Consider the following 21,581-nt stretch of genomic DNA (forward strand, 5'->3'; position numbering starts at 1 on the left):
CTCCCGTTGCCGCGCGAGAGCTGCAGGCGGACGCTCGGGGCATACTGTCAGAGATGCCTTTCGATCTGCCGTGCAGCAGTCCTAAACCCGTTGGGCGTAAACGTCCCGTTCCGTGAAATAGGCTTCCGTAGCGAGCCGCGCGACTTCCGGTCGGGGCAGCCCGTTTGCCTGCTAGCCCAAGCATCCTGGATGAATTCATCCGTGAATCTCTTGCGATCCAGGGCAGACAATCTCTTGCGATCCGGGGCAGACGCAAGCTGAACATCGACTGATGTGATCGATCTTCTGGCGGATCTGTTCATCCTGCGCGGCGTGCCCGGCCTCATTTGTTCAGATAGCGGCCTGAGTTCTTCGCTGAGAGGGGCAGGTCTGGATAACTGCCGTGTGCGCTAAGACCGCCTAAATCGACCCCAGATCACCCCGGGGGAACGAGTGCCGGGAGAGCTTCTATGGGAGGCTCCGCGACGAGTCCCTCAACGCCGAGGTCTTGTACTCGCTGCGAGAAGCACAGATCCTGATCGAGCAGCGGTGCCGCCGATACAACACCGTCCGGTCGCGCAGTGCTCTCGGATAGCGCCCGCCTGCGCCGGAGATGATCACCTCAATGGACCGCACGACCGCCATGCATTAGTAATTATACTCGACCGACTAATCTGGGCCGCTCGGAGATGGTGTAGGGAAGTATGTTTGGCGTGAAGCGGCAGTCACCTCCATCTGATCGCGAGGGCATGAAAATTCTGGACTCGACGGCACAATTGGTCCATGAGGGTTATAATTTATCCCGCGAATTCGGGGGTCAATATGTTAAATGAAATACACACAGCAATATATATAGATTAAATCAAAATGAAGGCCAGCATAATTATCCCAACTATCAATCGTTTTGAGCTTATTATTGAAACTGTTATGTATATATTGGATCAGGACTACGAAGATTTTGAGGTTATTGTCGCTGACCAAAACAAAAATTGGCCCAATGAGTTTGAGTATTTGAGAAAAAAAATCCTGGATGACTCTAGAGTTTTGTGGATTAATATACCCACATTGGGAGTCGTGGGCGCAAGACAGCAAGCCTCTGCCATTTCATCTGGAAAGGTATTAATTTTTATTGACGATGATGTTATAATTAAAGATGATGGGTTTGTTGCAAAACATATGCGCAACTATAAAGATGAAAACATAGCGGCAGTCTGTGGTCGTGAGGTGGTGTCCAGGAGCGCCGATATTCATGCGCTCGCTCAAGGGCCGGAGTATCCAATTGAAGTAGATGGAATACCACCGGCTGTACAGCCGCTTACTTTTCCCCGTAATTCTAAAGTTCGGCAAGAAGTTTGCACGTTTTGCACGTGCAACTCCTCAGTTCGGCGCGAAAACTTTATGGAAATTGGTGGATTTGATGAAAATTTTCAGGGCGCAAGTTACGGAGATGATTATGATTTTGTTATCCGATTGCACGATAGTGGAAAAAAAATTATCTTCGACCCATCACCTGAATTAATTCATCTGCAGGCCAAAGCGGGAGGGCTACGCCTTTCCGTACAAAGCTCAAGGTTTTCAGAGCATGATAAAGCGTTAAGCGGGTGGATCTTTCTTCTGCGGCACGGGCAGCGTGGGTGGCGGCTTTATCTACTCTGGAACTGGGTCTTGCGCCGCACCGTGTTTCTAAAATGGAATCTCGTGCATTTTTGGCGCATACCGATCGCCGTCTTCGGGCTTGGTAAAGCGTATTTCTCCGCGCGGAAAGCTGTGAGAGCCGGACCGCGTTCACGCTTCTCGGGTCGCCGGTAGGGTCTGCAGTTGCGGCGCCCTCCCGCTTCACTTGAGTTTAAGTGAACCACGGAGTTGAGACGCGGGCAGATCAGATTGATGGGAGCCGGGAAACCCTGACCACTCGAAATCTTTCCCTTTTTGTTACTTGTTCGCGGTCTCGCGCGCCGCTAGCGTTCAAATATGAACGCTCCTGCGAGCGTACTGTTGCGAAAACTGCCGAGGGGCGCCGAGTCACCCAGCGTGCGGTAGCTTTGTCTCCGCACTATGGCGTCGCTCGCTCACCCATTGCCCAACAATCACGACGACATCAGATTCCGGATCTTGCGCCTGATCGAGCAGAATCCGGAGATCTCGCAGCGACAGCTCTCAAGAGAAGTGGGGGTCAGTCTGGGCAAGCTCAACTATTGCATCCAGGCGCTCGTCGAGAAGGGCGAGGTCAAGATCAAGAACTTCAGGGTGTCGCCAAACAAGCTTCAGTATGCCTACCTCCTCACGCCCGCCGGATTAGCCGCAAAAGCCAGCCTCACGGCGGGGTTTCTGCGCCGAAAACAAGCCGAATATGATGAACTGAAAGCGGAGATCGAAGAGCTGTCGAAGGAACTCGATCCACACAAGCGCTCGAATGGCTGAAAAGCCATCTGTCTCGGTGCGGCTGGTGACGCAGCTCTCCGCGACCAGCATTGCGGGCTCTCACGAGGGCTCACAACCTGAGCCTTTGAATTCAGAGAGCTGCCCTAGGCCTTGAAGGAGAAGACCCTGATTCTCGAACCAGGCCGCGCCGACAAGGAGTACTGGCGTGACCTCTGGCGCTATCGAGAGCTGTTCTTCGTCCTCGCCTGGCGGGACATCTCGGCGCGTTACAAACAGACCGTGGTCGGCGTCCTCTGGGCGGTCCTGCAACCCGTCCTCACTATGATCGTTATGACGCTTGTGTTCAGCAAGCTGGCAGGGCTCCCGTCAGAGGGAGCCGCACCCTATGCGATAATGGTTTATGCGGCGATGTTGCCGTGGCAGTTCTTCGCCAATTCGCTCTCGGCGTCAGGGAACTCACTCGTCGGCAACGCACGTCTAATTTCAAAGATCTACTTCCCACGCCTCGTGATTCCGACGGCATCGGTAATCACGGCTTTCATCGACTTTTTGATCGCTTTCGTAATCCTTTTAGCACTTATGGGAATCTACAATTTCTGGCCGAGCTGGCGCCTGCTGACGCTGCCTGTATTTACGTGCATCGCCTTCCTCGCGGCGATAGGACCAGGTCTTCTGCTCGCATCCCTCAACGTCAAATATCGCGATTTCCGCTACGTAATCCCGTTCATCGTTCAGTTCGGGCTCTACATATCCCCTGTCGGATTCTCAACGTCGATCGTGCGCGAGAAGCTCGGCGAAGCGCTCTTTATGATCTACGCACTCAACCCCATGGTCGGCGTGATCGACGGCTTCCGCTGGGCAATCCTCGGAGCCGAAGCCACTGTCTACTGGCCTGGGCTGGCGATTTCGCTGGCCGCGATCAGTCTCTTCCTCTGGCTCGGCATCACCAGATTCCGACGCACAGAAAAGACGTTCGCGGACGTAATCTGATGAGCGACACAATCATTCGCGCCGAAGGGCTCGGCAAGGCCTATAGGATTAGCCACGAAGTCGCGCCAAGCCACGACAGATTCAGTGAGATGATCACGGACCGAGCCCGTCGTCTCTTCGGTGCAAGCAAGAACACCGATCCGACGGTCGAAAAATTTTGGGCACTTCGCGGTGTCTCCTTCGACATCCGCGAGGGAGAGGTCGTCGGCATCATCGGGCGCAACGGTGCGGGGAAGTCGACACTTTTAAAGATCCTCTCCCGCATAACCGAGCCCACGGAGGGGCGAGCCGAGATCCGCGGTCGCGTGGCCTCGCTTCTGGAGGTCGGCACCGGGTTTCATCCGGAACTCACCGGCCGCGAGAACATCTTCCTAAACGGAGCGATTCTCGGAATGTCGCGGACAGAAATTCGACGTAAGTTCGATGACATTGTTTCTTTTGCTGACGTAGAAAAATTCCTCGATACGCCAGTAAAGCGTTATTCGAGTGGCATGCACGCGAGGCTCGCTTTTGCAGTCGCTTCTTTTGTCGAGCCAGAAATACTAATTGTAGATGAAGTACTTGCAGTCGGCGATGCGGAATTTCAAAAGAGATGCCTTGGACGAATGAGCGATATCGCCGATTCTGGGCGCACAGTAATTTTCGTGAGTCACAACCTAAACACTGTGTCGCAGCTTTGTACAAACGGAATTTTAATTCAAAATGGACAGATCGTTGCGAAAGATAACATCAACAACTGCATAAAGGCTTATATTTCGAGTGGCGAGCGTCCAGGAGGCGGAGATGTGTATGAACCCCATGCCGTTCATCTCCAAACTAAATCCAGAATAGTATTCGCCGAGGTTTCGTCGAAAGAAGAGCTGAGCAGAAATCACTTTCCAATCGGCGCATCGATAACCTTCAAGATAAAGGTTCGCGTTGGTAGAGGTGAGGGAAGTTTGAGACTCGGAATTGCGATAACGAGCAGAGACGGACTCCGTATAACGACACTCTTCTCGAATAACGATGAAAATACGCTTGGCTATTTTGCTCAAGGAGATGAATTGGCATTTACATGTGGAATTGGAGGCGCCTCACTCGCTGCCGGACAATATTATATAAAACTGTCACTGGATGAAGTGACGCAAAAGATGCCGATCGATGTAATTGAAAATGCGCTAAGTTTTTCTGTATCAACGCCTTCAATAGAGCCGTTTCCAAAAATACAAGGAGCAGGACTATTGCATTTTCAGCAAAATTGGAGAGTGACCAAAATAAAATAATAAATCGCGTCATTATAAAAATACACCCTAACCGTAAACAAAAAATTACATCTGGCGCTCCAAAAGTACAACTTTAAGAAACTTCACAACTCGATCGATTAGCCGATTTAACCTATGGCGATCGACCGACTGTGGGTATCTTGGGCGAGATCAGGGACTGTCGAACTACTTAAAACTCGTGCGAAACGATCGCAGTGTTCCCGCCGCCGACGTTTGCAATCCCGGAGAGGCAGCAATTCTTTCGCAGTGGAGCTCCGATGAGCGCTTAAACGTCTCGCCTCGCGGAATTTATCTATTCGGCATCGGTCGCATTTTATTCTTGCCCCGTGCGGCAACGCGTCAAAAAATAAAAATTAAAAAACAGCAATGAAGATTTGTTTCATCACAATGGAATTCACAACAGAAGAGAACTTTCACGGTGGACTGGCAAATTATTTAGACAAAATAACTCAGTCTCTAACGAAGCGCGGCCATCAGGTCCACATCATTACAAGATCAAGCGCAGATGGCGTGATTGAGAAATCGGGTGTTCGAATTCACCGCGTGGTCCCGAGGTGGGACCAAAAAATGCGTCTAGATCACATCGATCCGATAATCCCGCGCATGTATTATATCCCATACCAAGATTTTAAAGCAGCTTGGTGTATCTGGCGCTACTGGTTACGTTTAAAGCGCCTGGAGAATTTTGATATCGTGCAGGTTACTAATGTCATGTCAGTAGGTTTGTTTTTCAGATATGAAAGAACGTTACCCGTTGTAACGCGCCTTTCTAGTTTTCGCCCTCTGTGGGATACTGCTTCGGGAATACCAATTACACCTGGAGTGCGTGTCCGCTGGTGGATGGAAAGAATTGCGATCAAGGGAACGTCTCATGTCTTTGCTCCATCAAATTATGTGGCCCACTTGGCCGAAAGAGAATACGGCTTGCAGAAAGTTAGTGTCATTGGCTCTCCTTTCTCAATCGATGGAGAAGTTTCGCCATGTGAGCGCGCGTTGGAACCATTCTTCTGCGAACCATTCGCGCTTTTCTTTGGCAGGCAAACTCAAATGAAGGGAGTTGATGTTCTAGGCCGCTCTGTGAAGAGAATTTTCGAAAACTACCCTGACTTCCGCATCGCATTTGTCGGAAATGATGGAATTTCGCCAAATGGCGGTAGTATGATGGAATACATAAAAGATTTGCTGTCTGAGTATAGTGATCGTCTTTACGTGTCTCCAGCAAAGAAACGTGATGAACTCTTTGAGATCGTTGCGAATGCGCGATTAGTGATTTTACCGTCGATCTGTGATAATTTGCCAAACACATGCTTAGAATCGATGGCGTTGGGACGCGTAGTGATTGCGACCCAAGGAACGTGTTTTGAAGAGTTAATTGAAGATACACAGTCTGGCTTCCTTGTGGAGGCAGGTAGTGAGAAGAAGTTGGAAGAAAAAATTCATTCTGTGTGGAGATTTTCGGACGACACATTGAAATTAATTGGTGGTCGTGCGAAGAGCGCGATGCGTCGTTTCGCGCCAGAATCAGCGGTTACCGGACATTTGGAATTTTACCAGCGCGCTGTGGCGGCGTCAAAAATGAGAAACAGAGCGAGATAAATGAAGAGATCGGAAGAACGTCTAAAAAATAGTCTTAATTTCAATTTCTCGCGTAATGTATATTCTAATTTTGTATACGTTTTCTGAGTGGCATTTTCGAAGCGGCGCAGGGTGGCACTGTTATTGAGATGAAGGAAGGGCCTGTCGTCAGCGTGCTTATACCAGCGAGAAATTCAGGTAATTTTCTCGGTGACGCGATTGATAGTGCGTTGGGTCAAACTTATCAAAATATCGAAGTTGTGGTTGTGAACGATGGTTCGTCCGATAATACGCAAGATGTTATTTCGAGTTATGGTAGCGCAATTAAGTCTTTCAGGATACCGGCATCTGGAGCAAATGTCGCGAGAAACGTCGCGTTGAAGCGCTGCAAGGGCGACATAATCCAATTTCTAGACGCTGATGACATATTAATTGCGAATAAATTTGAGCGTCAGATTCCAGCGCTTGCGAGCGGAAGGGCAGATTTAGTGTTTTGTAAGGGATACTTATTTGGGGATAAAGATGGAGTTCGTCCAAAGAAACGCGCGATTATGGAGCCGGGAAATTCAGACCCGTTTTATTATTGCTTACATCAAGGCCTTTCTACTGAAGGGCCGCTCATAAAACGTAGCTTCGTTGAGAGGGTCGGGGGGTTTACTCCGGGGCTCAATAGAGCGCAAGAGCGTGATTTCCACATTCGCTTAGGAGCGGCGGACGCTAGAATTTTACTCTTAGATGAGAGACTATATATGCACCGCAATCACGATGGAGATAGAATTTCGAATAAACCGGTAGATCCAAAGTTTATGGTGGATTTTTTTTTACAACTGGTTTCGACACTTTTTTCTTCGGATGTTTACAGGATTTGTAGGAAGCGTCGTCGATATTTAGCCGAACGCGTGAGGGCTGCGAGCGTTGGCGCGTTTAGATATGGTTTTATTGAAGAAGCCCGTCTCGGCTTCGCTTGTGCTGATCGCTTGTCCTTTTGGGGATCACCACACCCAAGGCACGAATTTGCTCTGTTTGCGCAAGCCGTTGGTCATTTACGTGCTGAGACGGCGAGAGCGAAACTGCTTAAGATTCTCATGAGAAATTATTAAGGGGTGCTTTGTTGACTTTTCGCGGGGCGGTGTTTGGGTGGTATCATCAGCACAATGCTGGTGATGATCGGCTGATGCAATGTATTGAGCGGTGGCTCTTCGATCACGAGTTAGTCTTCTTTCCACACCACTATGGCGCGCCTCCAAATGATCTTCTAGAATGGGCGGATTATGTAATTTTGGGCGGGGGGAGTATTGCGAATGAAGTCAACGGCGTGTTTAGCGATATGCGGAGGTGGATTAGACGTGCGGGCGTTCCAGTTTTTTGTTGCGGCATAAATGTCAGCTACCATCCGGAATTTCGGGAGGAGTTTAATGCGGTTATTGAGTCCGGGGGGCTGATCTGGGTTAGGGATAAGGAGAGTGAACTTTGGTTGGGAGAGCACGATGAAATAGTTGTTGGGCCGGATATTTCGTGGCTCTATCCGGCTGTGTTTGATTTGGAGAAGAAACCTGGCTCGGTTGCGGTTAACCTTAGACCTTGGGAGAAAACTGCATGGGATAAGCTGGAGTGGGTCAGGTTGACTGAGGGGGCTGGTTTAGCGCCCGTGGCTTGGCCACTATGCTTTAGGCGATCGTCAGATGTCCATGCCCTTGAGAGGGCGGGATTTCGCGACATTGGCGCTTCATTTGATCCAACGATTCCGAGTCGAGTTGAGCTTATTATTGCGATGCGGTTTCATGCTGTTGTTTTTGCGGTGCAAGCAGGGGTCCCTTTTCTAGCACTCGATAATACAAAGAAGTTACAGAATCTGCTTTCTCAAATTGATCTTCGGAGTGCGCTGGTCCCATCAGACTCGGTGAATAACTTGCTGGAGCGACTGCACACCGTCGATCAATGGCCCGCTCGTGAGCAATTGCTCGAGGTAAGGGAAGAGCAGAGACTCTCTGCGCTAAGGGTGGCGTCGTTCATGAAACATGAGATCGAGTCGAGAGCGGCTAAGCGTCTTCGTTCTCGGAGTTTCCGAAGTCTAAGGGGAATACCAGGGGTTTCCGGTCTTCTGAAAATTCGCAGGTGGATTAGGTAGAGGTGTTGAGGTATTTTGCGCGTCGAAGTGATTTTGAAAGAAAAGATCCGAATTAAGACCCAAAAATCGTTTATGAAAAGATCATGAATATGACACTCGGATCCTTAATTTTGAGAGGGCGTAGAAAGTTTGGAGATGGGCTAACGGTATTTTTTTATCGAGATATAGTGAGGCCAAAGATTTTAAATACGCCTCCTGTGATAGGCCTTCATGAGAGTGAAGCGGAGATCCATGTCCTCACCTCTGCGACGGACTGGATGAATCTTGTTTGGACGCTTAAGAGCTTTTATGCGGTGAGTCCGCGCCGCTTTTTGCTTTCAATCCACGGAGATTCGACACTTTCCTGCGATGCAGTTCAAGACCTTCAATATATCTTTCCAGACGCGCGAATCATCACGGCAGTAGAGGCGGATGATGCGGTGCTCCCAACCCTTCGAGAGCACCCGAAGTGCTACACGTTCCGGTCTCGCAATACGCTGGCGCGAAAGATCTTCGACTTCCGGCACTTTCTACGCGGGCAAAGGATTGCGCTCTTTGATAGTGACTTGTTGTTTTTCGATCCGCCGACGGCGTGGATTGCTCATATTGAGAGTGGAGATGACGAGAGAAATGTCTTCAATGAAGATGTGGGGACCGCCTATGCTGTACCTCTGCGTGAAATTCAAGAGCACTGTGGTGAGGTAATCACGAATTTGAACAGCGGCTTCGGCGTAGTTTACCCAGACAGCCTGCGCTTAGACTGGCTGGAGGAGTTCCTGTCCATCCCGGGGATGCTCGACGGGCATTTTTGGCGGATCGAGCAAACGCTCTTCGCGCTCTGTAGCACTCGGTTCGGTGTGGAACTCCTTCCGGATGACTATCGGGTCTATCTCGAACCGGGTTTGGCTGGCCGCCCTTTCCGACACTATGTGGGTGCCGTGCGCCATCTCATGTATTCTGAAGGTATGCGCGCTCTTGTACCAAGGCTCTTGAAGTGAGTTGTGAATTCGACGCGGACGACGCGCAACACGACACCTCATCGAACGGGCGGACGGGGCTCAGAGTTCTGATGACGCCGGATTACCGCGCCGACAACCCTTATCAGAATCTTCTGGTCGAGGCGCTCGTGAAACTCGGTGCCAGTGTCCAGTTCCCAAGTGGTTATCGCCGCGTGTTTCCGTTGCGCAGGATGCTTCCCCGGCTAGGCCCGCTACCTGATGTCCTCCACCTGCATTGGCTCGAGCCCTACCTCAAGGGCAAGTATGCGGCGACAAAAGCCATCTATGCGGCAAAGCTGCTTCTCGATCTGCTGCTCGTTCGGAGTGCTGGTGTCAAGGTCGTGTGGACGGTTCACAACCTTGTGGGCCATGAGCAGACGCATCCCAAGATCGAAATCTGGACCCGGAAGCGTCTCGCGCGGCTCGCAGATGTCATCATTGTTCACAGCGAGCGCGCGCGTCACTTGGTGGCCGACAAGTACCGCTTCTCCGAAGAGGGCATTCACGTTATCCCGCACGGGCATTATCGAGATGCCTACGGCCCCCGAATCCCGATGAAGGAAGCGCGCCAAGAACTTGGTCTTTTGGCAGAAGGCCATGTGTTTCTCTTCTTCGGGATGGTGCGTCCATACAAGGGTGTGATGGCTCTTCTGTCGGCCTGGGACGGTTCGCCCGAACTGCAGCGAAACACCCTCATGATCGCGGGCCGTCCGCTGGATGCTCTCCATGAGGAAGAAATCAGAAAAGCGGCAGAGGGGCTGCCTGGCGTACATCTTTGGCTTAAGCGGGTTCCTGATGACCAAGTGCCGACCTTCTTCTCTGCGGCCGATACGGTTGTGCTGCCTTTCGAGCGGTCACTTACGTCTGGGAGCTTGGTACTCGCACAGACTTATGGCTGTGCGGTGGTGACCACGCTATCCGAAGATGGGACACATGAGCCGGAGTGGGGGGCCACGGGGGGAGCGCAGACGTGCACTGTGGCACTCGCCAGCAGGCTTGTCGACGCGACCAAGGCGGACGCGTTGGAGAAAAATGTTGTTCTGTCGGACTGGGTGAGTAGCGGCCGCCGCCACTTAGTCGCAATGGTGGCTGCATGCAATCGCGCTACGAGTTCTTTTGATGGCTGAACAGAAGCGAAGAGTCCTTCACTCATGCCTCGATCCGGAGGTCCTTAGGCGCCTTGTGCTCGTCGGGTCATGCTCCTCTGGTACAGGACACCTGCCGCTTATCTGTGGTGCGGGCGTTCATGGGTATTTCATTGCTGCAATTGACGCTGGGAGTGGCTTAACTTGATCGCCGGTCATGGTATCGAAAAGTTGGCAAAAGCTAACATGAAACTTGGTTTCTGGACGCCTAGAATTACTGAATTTTGCTTTATTATAGGCGCAATGAAGAGTGGAACGACAACATTATATGAATATTTGTCACAGCATCCGGCAATCGCAAGGAATCATTTTGGCAAGGAGCCAGAGTTTTTTTCAAAAAGTAAGCCACCGTCCAGCCTGGATCCGTATTTTCGGCAATGGTTTCCTCGGCCATTTCGCCGGCAAATCGCGCTTGAAGCTTCAACTGGTTACAGTAAACAGCCAGCCTTTCCAGACGTTGCGCGCCGCTTGACTGAATTGCCGGGTCGCAAACATTTCGTATATATTTTGCGCCATCCTGTTGAGCGACTTGAAAGCCATATTTCTCATAACATTGCAGCCGGAGAGATAATGCCGTTGCCGGATGGCGCATTGCCAGAGCTCACCCATCAGCTTGCCGTTTCGCGTTATGCCGAACAGCTCGACGCTTACCGCTCGGCTTTTCCTGAGATACCAGTAATCACTGTTGCATTCGAGCGTCTAAAGTCTGACCCGACGACGATTATAAGAGAGATCTTCATGCGCCTTGAGATCGATCCTAATGTCAATTTAAGAGAATTGCCTCCTCTTAACGCCCGTCCAAAAGAGGATGCCGAAACGGCCTTTCGCCTCACAGAAGCACAGCGTTCCGATGTTGTAGAGGCTTTGCGTGCGGATGTGCGGCGGCTGCACGATGCTTATGGCTTTGATGTGAGCATTTGGGGGCTGATTTGAAGCCGGCGGTCTCCATTCTCATCCCATGTTTCAATGCTGAGCACTGCGTGGGAGATTCCATTGAGAGCGCGCTGGCGCAGACATGGTCTGATAGCGAGATCATCGTATTCGACGACGGCTCGGTTGACTCTAGCCCAGAGATCATTCGTAGCTTCGGCGATCGCATTCGCTTCGAGAGTAGCTTGAACCAAGGTGCGGCCATGGCTCGCAACCGGCTGCTCGAGCTAGCGCGAGGTGAGTGGCTTCAGTATCTTGATGCCGACGACAAACTGGCGCCTGATAAATTGCGGTCAAACCTCGAAGTGGTTCAGTCCGAGCCAAACGTTGATGTATTGGTTGGGCCTGTTGAGGTTGAACATTTGAGGCGCGGGGCGGTTCGCACGCGAGAAATCATGCCGGCTCATAGGTTTCAGGGCAGTGTGGACTCTTGGCGCATGTTGGCGCTTTGGGAGCTCCCTCAAACCGGAGGGCCACTCTGGCGGAGGAGCGCGCTGCTTGATGTTGGTGGCTGGCGGAAAGACCAGCCGTGCTGTCAGGAACACGAACTATATCTGCGACTCCTCATGGCCGGGAAGAAGTTCACCTTCACGAATTTCGTTGGAGCTGTGTACCGGCGGTTCGAGACGGGAACCCTCTCGACCCAGGATATGCCTCTTGTCCGCCGCGAGCGCCTCAAGATCGCGGCACGGCTCGAGGCCCATCTTGAGGCTACCGGTGGACTGACTCCGGAACGGCAATGGGCGATCAATCAGGCGCGCTTCGAATTGGCGCGTAGCGCATGGCCCGCAGACCGGGCGGAGGCGCGATCTATTGCGGCAACGATCAGAGGCGGCGGTAACGCTTTTCGACCAGATGGGCCGGCCGCACCGCCCACCTACCAGTTCTTCTACCGAACCTTCGGTTTCGAGGTGGCCGAGCGCGCTGCTTGGATGAAGAGAAGCTTTATGTCGATTGATCCAAGATGAGCGCGCCGTTCTTCTCAGTAATTATCCCCTCATTTAACAGGCTTTCTTTCCTACAGGAGTGTATTGCGTCAGTACGTGCGCAAACGTTTCAGGACTTTGAACTGATCGTTGTCGATGACGGCTCAACAGACGGCACATCGGATTACCTCGCGTCGGAGGTCCCGGGCGTACACCCGGTCCGGCAAGCCAATGCTGGTCCCGGTGCAGCGAGAAACAAAGGGGCGTCCGTCGCGTGCGGCCGCTACCTCGCCTTCCTCGATAGTGACGACCTATGGACGCCGTGGGCGCTCGAGACCTATGCACGGGCACTTGCCAGATGTGATGCCTGTTCCGTAATTTTCGGGAACTTTGCAGACTTTGAGAACGTCGAGCAGCTTGCGTGGGGCGAAAGGGCTGCATTCGCTATCGATCATCGTGCGTGCTTTCTCGACGCATGTCAGGAAGGTTATTTTGCGGGCGCCGGCATGATGGTCGTGGAACGCGCGGTTTTCGAAGATATCACGGGATTTCGCGAGAAACGTATGAACGCTGAGGATCACGACCTCGCCCTGCGGTTGGGAGACGCACGTGGTTTCGTCCAGGTGCTATCCCCGATCACGGTGTTCCATCGCATACACGGCTCGAACGAGACGGCCTCTCTAGCTCAGTCTTACGCCGGTATGCGCCACTTGGTGGGTACCGAACTCCAGGGAGGTTATCCGGGCGGCAGGGAACGTGCAGCTCAGCGGCGCTCGATCATCGGTCGGCACGTTCGCCCTGTCGTCCTCAGTGCGGCCCGGTCGGGGCAGTTTCTGGAGGCCTGGGCTCTCTACAAGGCTACGGCAGGCTGGCAGGCGCGTGAAATGAGGTTCAAGTTCTTGGCCGGTGCAGCATTGATCATCGGGGCTGCGGCCGTCCGAAGAATCGCGCACGGCTGAGCGTGCGCGGGGCAGCCGGAGCCAGGTGGCCGGCCGACGTACCACCCGCACAGGTGACGCCGACCCATGCCGAATGAAATCGCCAAACGCGTCCTGCGGTATCCCGCGTCTTTGGGGGGCGAGGAGTCGGATCGCATGGCTAAGTCTCCGTGGCGCGAGAATCGGAAAGGACACCCGTCTCTTTGCGATCCACATCCCGAGAAATTCTTTGGATGTCGAGATAGGGGAGGGCGTCGCGATGGAAGCCAGCGTCACACTCCTCTCAACCGGGCTCGAAAAAAAAGACCGCGAATCAGGATCGGACGGAGTTGTTACGTCAATCGCCGAGTTTTTATTGACGCCTCGGAGTTGATGGAGGGAGGCGCGAACTGCATGATCGGTCCAGCCAGCTCCATAGCTGATCACTACCACGGCATGAGTGCAGCGAAACTGATTGCCGACTAGGCACTGGTGTCGCAGCCAGTGCAAATTGGCTCGGATGTCTGGATTGGTGCGGGCGTAACCATCCTGAAGGGCGTTACGATTGGCGTCGGGGCGGTTATCGGTGCGAGAAGCGTCGTGACAAAAAAACGTGGAGCCTAAACAGAAAGTAATGGGCGTGCCTGCGAGCCAGACTGGGTCAAGGCGTTGATGTCTGTTCCCGTCACAGGCACGCACTGCGAGGAAGGTGCCAAGCATTCTCCGGCGTTTCTTAAACTCATCACGGGCTGATGACCGCAACTGTCGTAATCGTCTCGAAGAACAGGTGCAATGACCTTCGCAAGGCTATCGCATCATGTCTCAGTCAGACGGCAAAGCCTCAGATCATCGTCGTAGACGACGCATCGACAGATCAAACGGCATCGATGGTTCTCCGGGAGTTTCCTGAGGTTGGTTTCATCCGACACGAAGAATCGCGGGGTTGTGTGTTACGCAGGAACGAAGCGGCTGCGCTGGCGAGCTTCGATGTGATATTCTCAATTGATGATGATGCCGAGTTCTCGACCCCCCATGTTGTTGAACAGGCTCTAGCTGATTTCAGCGAAAGCCGCATTGGTGCGCTCTCCATTCCTCTTATCGAGCCGCGGAAAGGCGGGGAGGTACAGAATAGACCACCCGACGACAGAGACATCTGGGTTTCCGACACGTTCATTGGCACGGCATATGCCGTCAGGAGGCAGTGCTTCCTGAAGGTAGGCGGGTTCCGGGGCGATCTCATACATCAGGGTGAAGAAACGGACTTTTGCATTCGCCTGCTGGACTCGGGTTTTGTCGTCCGGTTGAGCAATGCCGATCCGATTATCCACCACGAGTCACCGTTCCGCGACCTCGACAGGATGCATTACTTTGGCCGTCGTAATGACCTTCTCTTCGCGGCCAACAATGTGCCGGCGGAGCTAGCCGTTCTCCACATGCTGGCCACTACCGTGAACGGGTTGCGGGCAGCCATGAGCGCAACCGAGCGGGGGGCAATGCTTCGCGGCATCGGGGATGGCTGGTGGCATGCTCTTCGCGCCCTCGGTGGCCGTTGCCCTGTGCGTCGGGAAACCTACCAGCTCTTTAGGCAGTTGCGTACGTCCGGCGCGCTCACGTTCTCTGAGGTGGCGCCCCGCCTTGCAGACTCGATGCCACGCGGACGAGCCCCGGATAGGCAGGATCGTTAGGAGCCGCGTCTATTGCGTCAAAGAGAAACAGGCGGCCCTTTGCGCAAGGGAGGCTTCATCGTCTGCCAAATCGGATCCCGAGAAGACTATTGTATCGCCCGGTCTCTGGAGCAGCGCGGTCTGCTTCGTGCGCTAGTGACAGATGTTTGGGCGCCCCATCTTGGACCTCTTAGTCTCCTGCGGGCGGGCCTAGCTGCGCGGTTCCATGGTGACCTCTCGGAGGCCGCTGTAATTTCACACGGCTTTCTTGCGACGCTCCGTGAGGCACGCTCACTTATAACCGGGCTCAGCGGCTGGAGGGAAATCATGGCGCGTAACGCGTGGTTTCAGGCGCGCGCGATCAGTTCTCTCGAGGGCCTCGATTTCCGCAGAGAACAAGTCGCGATCTTTGCCTACAGCTACGCTGCAGAACAGATCTTCGAATTCGCCCGGGCTCGCGGCTGGCGCACGATCCTTGGCCAGATCGATCCCGGCATCTTCGAGGAAGACCTCGTCGAAGAGGAAGCGCGGCGTTACCCGGAGCTTGCTGCCGATTGGAGACGGGCTCCGGAAGCCTATTGGGCGGGGTGGCGTAGGGAGCTCGAACTGGCCGACACCATCGTGGTGAACTCCCTCTGGTCGGCATCCGCGTTGCGAGCTACGGGCGTATCGGCGGACCGTCTCAAGGTTATTCCCCTCGCCTATGATCCACCGGCCAACTCCTCTGGCTTCCGACGATTCTATCCGGAACGCTTTGACAAGAACCGGCCGCTCCGTGTTCTGTTTCTAGGGCTGGTGAATCTCAGAAAGGGCCTTGGCCCGCTCCTTGACGCCGCGCGCGCCCTGTCGGAGGCCCCGGTCGAGTTCCATGTCGTCGGACCAAACCAGCTCTCTTGGTCGCCTGGCGCGACCAATTGTGGGAACATCGTCTGGCATGGCAGCGTTCCTCGGAAAGCGGTAGACTGCTTCTACCGTGACGCCGACGTGATGCTCTTCCCGACATTGTCCGATGGTTTCGGCATCACGCAACTTGAGGCGCGCGCATGGCGGCTGCCTCTCCTTGTTACACCGCGGTGCGGTGCTGTGATCGATGATGGTGTCTCCGGCATTGTGATGGAGCCGGGTAGTGCTCGCGCGATCGTGAGCGCTATCGAGTGGTGCATCGATAATCCCAGCTGGCTCCCGCACGCTTCAGCTGCCGTGGCGCCGGGTGAGCGCCAGTCGCTCGAAGACGTTGCTGTAGCGCTAAGCCTGATTGGATGAACGTGAACCGGTCGCAAGCCCGTCCGTGGCCAGAACGAAGTGCCCGTCAAGCCCGCCAGCTGATGGCGCTCTCAACCGGCATCATTTGCTCCACGGCGTCATTCCTAATCCTGTATGTCGGAGCCCAGTCGAGCGCTGACCTAATCTTTACCGAAACGGCACAGATCTTCGGGGGCGCTCTTGCACTTGCACTGTTGCAGGAGGGACGAGCCGGACTCAGACAAATGGTCCGCGCCGACAACCTGATGCTCGTTGCACTCTACGGGCTCATCTTTTTGGAGTTCCTCTTCCCGCAGCAGTCGTTCGCGCTTGGACTGTCAACGGAGGCCGCCCGAAACGGCACGATCGCAAGTCTCTGGGGTTTTTTCGCGCTGGCCTTGGGACGTCATATGCTTGTAAAAGTGGCGCCGAGCTCCGTCTTCGGGCCGCAGTATGATGTCTCCCCACGACTGTTCGCCCAGTTGTTTTTCGTGATCGCCTTATTCGGCTACCTGCACATACTGCTCGCCGTCAATTTCGACGTTCCGGAGGCTATTCGTCAGATGGCCTTACCGAGGTTCCGGCAAGCATGGTCCCGCAGTCGCTTGGGCGGGTGGAACACCCTTCTCACCGAGGTTGGCCTCCTCATCTTCCTCATCCCACCCCTCGCAGGCTTGATTTTCGCCCGATTTCGCTCATTCGGTACTTTTACGCATTTGTTCGTGATTTTGATCTTCGCCGTTACCTTGTTTAAGGGGTTTGCGAGCGGAACCAGAAGCGTGTTTCTGATCCATTTGCTCACATTTGCCGGCGCTTTCATCCTGGCCCGACCGGATCTCAAGACGCTGCATCTCCTATCGTTCGGCGCGGTCGTTGCAATGATCGGTGGGCTCGGGATGAATTACATGCTCGCCTTCCGGGGCATTGGTCTGTCCCGTTTCGATTTTGAGGAGTTCGAGAGCGAGACGCTTTTCGTCGATCTCAACCTGATCAATATCTGCAAGCTGACCGAAGTATTTCCCTCCCGCTTCGACTATCTCGGTCTCGAAATTCCGTACTGGATGATGATACTGCCGATCCCTCGCGCGTTATGGCCCGGCAAGCCTGAGGGATTGAGCATCGGTATCGAAGAGGCGCTTGGAGTTGACGGGCTCACACTGTCCGCGACATTCGTCGGTGAAGCCTACATGGCTGGCGGCCTCTTCGCGGTCATTGTGAGTGGGCTGCTCCTTGGCGCGACCGCGGGCAACTGGGACCGCCTCGGGAAACAAGTGAGCTCAAACTACGGGCTCATCCTATATTGTTCCGGCTTCTTCGCCGCCGCACTTTCCATGCGCAGTGTTCTTCAGGTGGCGCCCGCGCTGCTGCCGACGCTGGCGCTCTGGCTCGTCGGCCGGGTCTGGCTCAGAAGAGTAAAAAACAGCCGCGCTCTGCGGCCGCGAAGGGAGATCGTGCGTGGATCCGGATCCGGACGTGACCACCTTTGAAGTGCTCGATGCCAGCGCCAGACCGGGTTTCCAACAGGGCGCGCTTCCTAACGTAATGAAGCTCCACTTCCTCACCGTAATGCCGTCGCCCTATCAGCGAGAGACGTTCGAGGCGCTGGACGCATCGGGGTGCTGCGATATCATGGTCGACTACTTCGCTGGCTCGGCGACGGACCGCCAGTGGAGACCGGTGCGGCTGAAGCCTTACGAGACGATCCTCCCGGGAATTCAGCTCTCGAGACATGGGGCAGCCGGCAGGTTCAATCCTGCCATCTTCCGCCGCCTGCGAGATGTCTGCGCCGATCTCGTCGTCATCAGCGATTACTCATCTCCAACGGCGCAAATCGCCATGCGGCGACTGAGTGGAGAGGGCCGTCCCTGGGTCTACTGGGGTGAGAGACCGAATGCAGTCGAGCGTGGAACACTCGGGAGATGGCTTCGCTCACGACTTCAGGAACCGATCTTGCGAGCGAGCGCCATTCTTGCCATCGGCTCGCGCGCGGCGAGCGAATACGAGCGACTCTTCCCACGCGTACCCGTCTTTAACATGCCGTATTTCTGCGATCTCGAGAGATTTCGTATTGCATCCGACCGGGCGCCGCCGCGAGCGCGCGGACGTGTCCGATTTCTTTTCAGCGGCCAGTTGATCCCGAGAAAAGGTGTCGATGTCTTGATAGAGGCATTCATGGATGCGGCTAGCGATGAGAAAGACGTCGAGCTCAGGATCCTTGGCGATGGCCCGATGCGGACCGTCCTCGCGGAACGGACAGCTAATTTCGGCGATCGGATCGTCTTCGCCGGGCATGTCGAACCCGCAAAGCTACCCGAAGAGTTCGCTGCGGCCGATGTTTTTGTTCTGCCCAGCCGCTACGATGGGTGGGGCGTCGTCCTCAATGAGGCTCTTGGAGCTGGTTTGCCGATAATTGCCAGCGATGCGGTCGGCGCAGCGCATGATCTGGTCACGGATGGAGTGAATGGACTGATCGCACAGGCAGGCGATCGAACCTCCCTTTGCAAGGCGCTCCTCGTTATGGCCGAGGATGCTGATTTGCGCGAAGAGTTGGCGGCAGCATCACGTGGACGAAGAGCACAATGGAGTTTGGACAAGGCGGCAAGACGTTGGAAGATTCTGACTGACACGATTTGCGCCGGGTGCGACGAACATTAATCCGGCTAGTGGAGGTTTGCGCGCTGAAAGTTCTTCTTATTTCCTCCAGTTCCGGTTCGCAGGGCGGAGGCGAGATTTATCTGCGCTATCTGGCCGCGGGGCTCGGCCAAGCGGGATGCAACGTCAAACTCCTTCTCAGCGATGACCCCACCATGGATCAACTCGCCAGAGAGATCTCTTGTACGGCGTCGGTCCTGCGGCTTCCATTGACCAACACCTACCGACGGCTCTCTCGCCCGTTCGGCGCTGTGCTCGACGTTCGGCAACGACGCCGTGTCCGGAAGTTCATCGATCAATCGGATGCAGACCTCGTGCATGTAAACCAACAAGTCGCTGAAGATGGCCTCGACCTCTTGTTGGCCGCACATGATAGCGGGAAACCTATCGTTTCGACCATCCACATCACCCATTCTGCTGCGGGTTTGGGTGCTCGGCTGGGGTGGTTGCGAGACTCTCTTGCCGGATTTGTCCTTTCAGCGCTACAGCCGCGGATCATCTGTGTCTCTGACGCGGCGGCCTCGACCATGCGCGAGCGCTCGAAGTTGAGCACTCTCGACATCTCGGCCATTCATCCGGCAGTCCCCAGCGTTGACGCTCATGCCCTTCGCACCGCGCGAAAAAATGCCCGACAAGATTGGGGAGTGCTAGACGAGGACGTGGTCGTTGGAGCAGTCGGTCGAATAGAGCCTCAGAAAAACCCTACATTACTTTTCGATGCTTTCTCTGGCGCGGCGGAAGCGCTGCCAAACCTGAAATTTGTCTGGATCGGCGATGGATCTTTTCGGTCGACCATCGAGATGCGTGCGAGAAAGAAGGGGTTGGTTGACCGTGTCATTGTGGAAGGCTGGCGGGATGACGCGCGTTTTCGCATGGCCGGTCTTGACATCTTCGCCATGCCGTCCCGCTTTGAGGGATTGCCTCTCGCACTGCTCGAAGCAATGCATGCTGGACTCGCGATCTGTGCAAGCGATGCAGACGGCATCGTCGAGGCAATCGCACATGGACGCGATGGTCTGATTCTTTCCACTTCGGCGAAAAGTGTTTGGTCTAACGCCTTTTGCAGTCTGGCGCGTAATGAGGCATTGCGCCGCTCACTGGGAGAGGCCGCTCGCGAAAAAGCATCAGAAAGCTATAGTGTCAGCAGGATGGCTCGGGAGACCCTCAACCTTTACCAACGAAGTATCACTTGTTGAAAGGACTGCTAGAGTTTTGTGTATGCAGAGTCTCCAGCCCAACGACTCCCAGTTTTTAAAGGGATGAACGGAAACGAAAAGCCTTAGATCGTTTTATGAATGGATGCCTCGGTTGGCGGCTCAGTATGGTTGGTGACGCGGGCGTGAGGTCGTCGGTTTGTCATTCCTTTTTTGCAGCGATTTCCGTGTAAGAACTTCATAGGTAATGAGTCATGGACCCAGTCACCCACACGCCCAAATCTTCTAGGCGGCTAGCTTACTCGCGAACGTTCGTTGGCCAGATCAAGTTGTCGCCGGAATTTAATTTTTGCTTTTTCTAAATCGGGATAATTCTCGTGCACATCTGCGATCTGGGAATATATGCCACAACGTCGGCGCGCACGTCGTGCTCGAAAGCGCCGTACAATGCCGCTGATTCGCGGGCCCTGGTGGCACCACCTCCCGCCCTTTTGCGGCCATACCGCCAGAGTGCTCTGCGGCCAGATTTCGCGTGAGGTCTTGCCGGAAGGAGTGGCTGGATCAGAAGGCCGTGAAGCCGAGCAGCCTTGAGGATTTAGATTGTGGTCCTCGTCATCCTTGCTCTCCTTTCTAGGCCTGTGGCGGCCGCCGCTACTGCCGCGAGCCCGGAGCTTCCGGGCAGAGAGAGAACCGACGCCTCGCCTGCGGACACTCACGCTCCGTTCGGGCACAAATTCTAGTGGTTCATTTGCTGGTCGGTAGTCCATGGACGCGACACGCCCCGAAGTATGCAAGCGCGGCAAAATGTGAGCGGAGCCGGACGCAAACCTCACATCAAAGGGCGCAAACGACCGCAATGCGGGAAAAAGCAGTCATCTGAGTGCTCTTGTCAGATGACCGCGTTGAGCCCAAAGCGGCCGCGGAGAAATCGGTCGCGGTTCTCTAGGTCGAGGAGACCGGACTGGCACAAACGGCCAGCCCATAGGGCAAGCTGCAGAGCAATTCCTGCTCGCAGGCATGCGACGGATGGTCTTGATTGACGCAAAATGCCCGACTGTGCAGCCTGCGGGGCATGTATTCAGGCAAGATGATCAAGCCGCTGCACGGGATGCGGGGGGTTGCTGCGCTCACGGTGGTATTCGGCCATTTCGCGCCTGGAGGAGCGCCGGCCCTCGGCGTCGTGCTGTTCTTCGTGCTGAGCGGTTTCCTGATCGGCAAGCTTTATACTGAGCAGGCGTTCACCGGCGCGAATGTCTGGCGCTACGTAGTGGCCCGGTTCGCGCGGGTCTATCCGCTGTTCGCGGTCGTGATCATCTGCACCAGCGTGCTCAACGCCTTTACCTCGGCTCATGTCTTCGGTCTCGACCCCGACGAGGTACCGAAGCACCTAGCCCTCGTGGGCTCTGCCGCCACGGTCTGGACCATCTCGACAGAATTCCAGTTCTACATCCTGTTCATTCTCGTCTGGGCACTTCGGTCGCGCCTACCCTCCGCGCTAATCGCCGTTTTGCCGCTGCTCGTGCTGGCGACGGCGATCGCGCTTTGGATCGGCACCGACGCCACCCGGATCAGCATTTTCGGCTACCTTCACATCTTCCTGCTCGGGGTTCTGACCGCCAGCCTCACCGCGCGGTTGGATCACGCCTGGCAGCCGGTGG

Annotated in this window: 17 protein-coding genes and 3 pseudogenes; all 20 read left to right on the plus strand. The window is 54.7% G+C overall.

Going from position 1 to position 21,581, the window contains the following annotated elements; genetic code table 11:
* Positions 1 to 179: 179 nt before the first annotated feature.
* Positions 180 to 574: pseudogene (locus tag H0I76_RS19430) on the plus strand (integrase core domain-containing protein); the annotation flags it as partial.
* 272 nt (positions 575 to 846) lie between these two features.
* A complete protein-coding gene (locus H0I76_RS11170; RefSeq protein WP_200609942.1) occupies positions 847 to 1,788 on the plus strand; it encodes a glycosyltransferase family 2 protein in 942 nt (313 codons plus the stop codon).
* 246 nt (positions 1,789 to 2,034) lie between these two features.
* Entirely contained in the window at positions 2,035 to 2,400 is a 366-nt protein-coding gene (locus H0I76_RS11175) for a MarR family EPS-associated transcriptional regulator (RefSeq protein WP_200609943.1), read from the plus strand.
* A 111-nt stretch (positions 2,401 to 2,511) separates the two neighbouring features.
* On the plus strand, positions 2,512 to 3,351 hold the full coding sequence (locus tag H0I76_RS11180) for an ABC transporter permease (protein WP_200609944.1): 840 nt from the start codon (positions 2,512 to 2,514) through the stop codon (positions 3,349 to 3,351).
* Entirely contained in the window at positions 3,351 to 4,613 is a 1,263-nt protein-coding gene (locus tag H0I76_RS11185; protein ID WP_200609945.1) for an ABC transporter ATP-binding protein, read from the plus strand. The genes H0I76_RS11180 and H0I76_RS11185 overlap by 1 nt, the downstream gene beginning before the upstream one ends.
* 366 nt (positions 4,614 to 4,979) lie before the next feature.
* Positions 4,980 to 6,209: a glycosyltransferase family 4 protein gene (locus H0I76_RS11190; RefSeq protein WP_200609946.1), complete on the plus strand. Its 1,230-nt coding sequence runs from the start codon at positions 4,980 to 4,982 to the stop codon at positions 6,207 to 6,209.
* 128 nt (positions 6,210 to 6,337) lie between these two features.
* Complete coding sequence (locus tag H0I76_RS11195) at positions 6,338 to 7,288, plus strand: glycosyltransferase family 2 protein (RefSeq protein ID WP_200609947.1); 951 nt, start codon at positions 6,338 to 6,340, stop codon at positions 7,286 to 7,288.
* Between the two features lie 29 nt (positions 7,289 to 7,317).
* On the plus strand, positions 7,318 to 8,316 hold the full coding sequence (locus H0I76_RS11200) for a polysaccharide pyruvyl transferase family protein (protein ID WP_325166443.1): 999 nt from the start codon (positions 7,318 to 7,320) through the stop codon (positions 8,314 to 8,316).
* Positions 8,317 to 8,399: 83 nt separating this feature from the next.
* Entirely contained in the window at positions 8,400 to 9,293 is an 894-nt protein-coding gene (locus H0I76_RS11205) for a hypothetical protein (protein ID WP_200609949.1), read from the plus strand.
* A 71-nt stretch (positions 9,294 to 9,364) separates the two neighbouring features.
* Positions 9,365 to 10,420, plus strand: coding sequence for a glycosyltransferase (locus tag H0I76_RS11210; RefSeq protein ID WP_200609950.1), 1,056 nt, complete (start codon positions 9,365 to 9,367; stop codon positions 10,418 to 10,420).
* Positions 10,421 to 10,582: 162 nt separating this feature from the next.
* Positions 10,583 to 11,371, plus strand: a complete 789-nt coding sequence (locus H0I76_RS11215; protein WP_200609951.1) for a sulfotransferase family protein — start codon at positions 10,583 to 10,585, stop codon at positions 11,369 to 11,371.
* Positions 11,368 to 12,336 (plus strand): glycosyltransferase family 2 protein, encoded by a 969-nt coding sequence (locus H0I76_RS11220; RefSeq protein ID WP_200609952.1) that lies wholly within the window; start codon positions 11,368 to 11,370, stop codon positions 12,334 to 12,336. Before H0I76_RS11215 ends, H0I76_RS11220 begins: the two co-directional genes overlap by 4 nt.
* Positions 12,333 to 13,253 (plus strand): glycosyltransferase family 2 protein, encoded by a 921-nt coding sequence (locus tag H0I76_RS11225; protein ID WP_200609953.1) that lies wholly within the window; start codon positions 12,333 to 12,335, stop codon positions 13,251 to 13,253. Before H0I76_RS11220 ends, H0I76_RS11225 begins: the two co-directional genes overlap by 4 nt.
* A gap of 468 nt (positions 13,254 to 13,721) precedes the next feature.
* Positions 13,722 to 13,835: pseudogene (locus H0I76_RS19435) on the plus strand (sugar O-acetyltransferase); the annotation flags it as partial.
* Positions 13,836 to 13,963: 128 nt separating this feature from the next.
* Positions 13,964 to 14,896, plus strand: a complete 933-nt coding sequence (locus H0I76_RS11235) for a glycosyltransferase family 2 protein (protein WP_200609954.1) — start codon at positions 13,964 to 13,966, stop codon at positions 14,894 to 14,896.
* A gap of 306 nt (positions 14,897 to 15,202) precedes the next feature.
* The gene (locus H0I76_RS11240) at positions 15,203 to 16,138 is read left to right on the plus strand and encodes a glycosyltransferase family 4 protein (protein WP_200609955.1); all 936 of its coding nucleotides are present in this window, start codon (positions 15,203 to 15,205) and stop codon (positions 16,136 to 16,138) included.
* Between the two features lie 224 nt (positions 16,139 to 16,362).
* Positions 16,363 to 17,604, plus strand: coding sequence for an O-antigen polymerase (locus H0I76_RS11245; protein WP_200609956.1), 1,242 nt, complete (start codon positions 16,363 to 16,365; stop codon positions 17,602 to 17,604).
* Positions 17,591 to 18,772, plus strand: coding sequence for a glycosyltransferase family 4 protein (locus tag H0I76_RS19700; RefSeq protein WP_200609957.1), 1,182 nt, complete (start codon positions 17,591 to 17,593; stop codon positions 18,770 to 18,772). The genes H0I76_RS11245 and H0I76_RS19700 overlap by 14 nt, the downstream gene beginning before the upstream one ends.
* Positions 18,757 to 19,965: a glycosyltransferase family 4 protein gene (locus tag H0I76_RS11255; RefSeq protein ID WP_200609958.1), complete on the plus strand. Its 1,209-nt coding sequence runs from the start codon at positions 18,757 to 18,759 to the stop codon at positions 19,963 to 19,965. The genes H0I76_RS19700 and H0I76_RS11255 overlap by 16 nt, the downstream gene beginning before the upstream one ends.
* Positions 19,966 to 21,031: 1,066 nt before the next feature.
* A pseudogene (locus tag H0I76_RS19780) lies at positions 21,032 to 21,538 on the plus strand (acyltransferase family protein); the annotation flags it as partial.
* Between the last annotated feature and the right edge of the window lie 43 nt (positions 21,539 to 21,581).

Origin of the sequence: Thermohalobaculum xanthum (genome assembly GCF_016623495.1) — a bacterium.
GTDB lineage: Bacteria > Pseudomonadota > Alphaproteobacteria > Rhodobacterales > Rhodobacteraceae > Thermohalobaculum > Thermohalobaculum xanthum.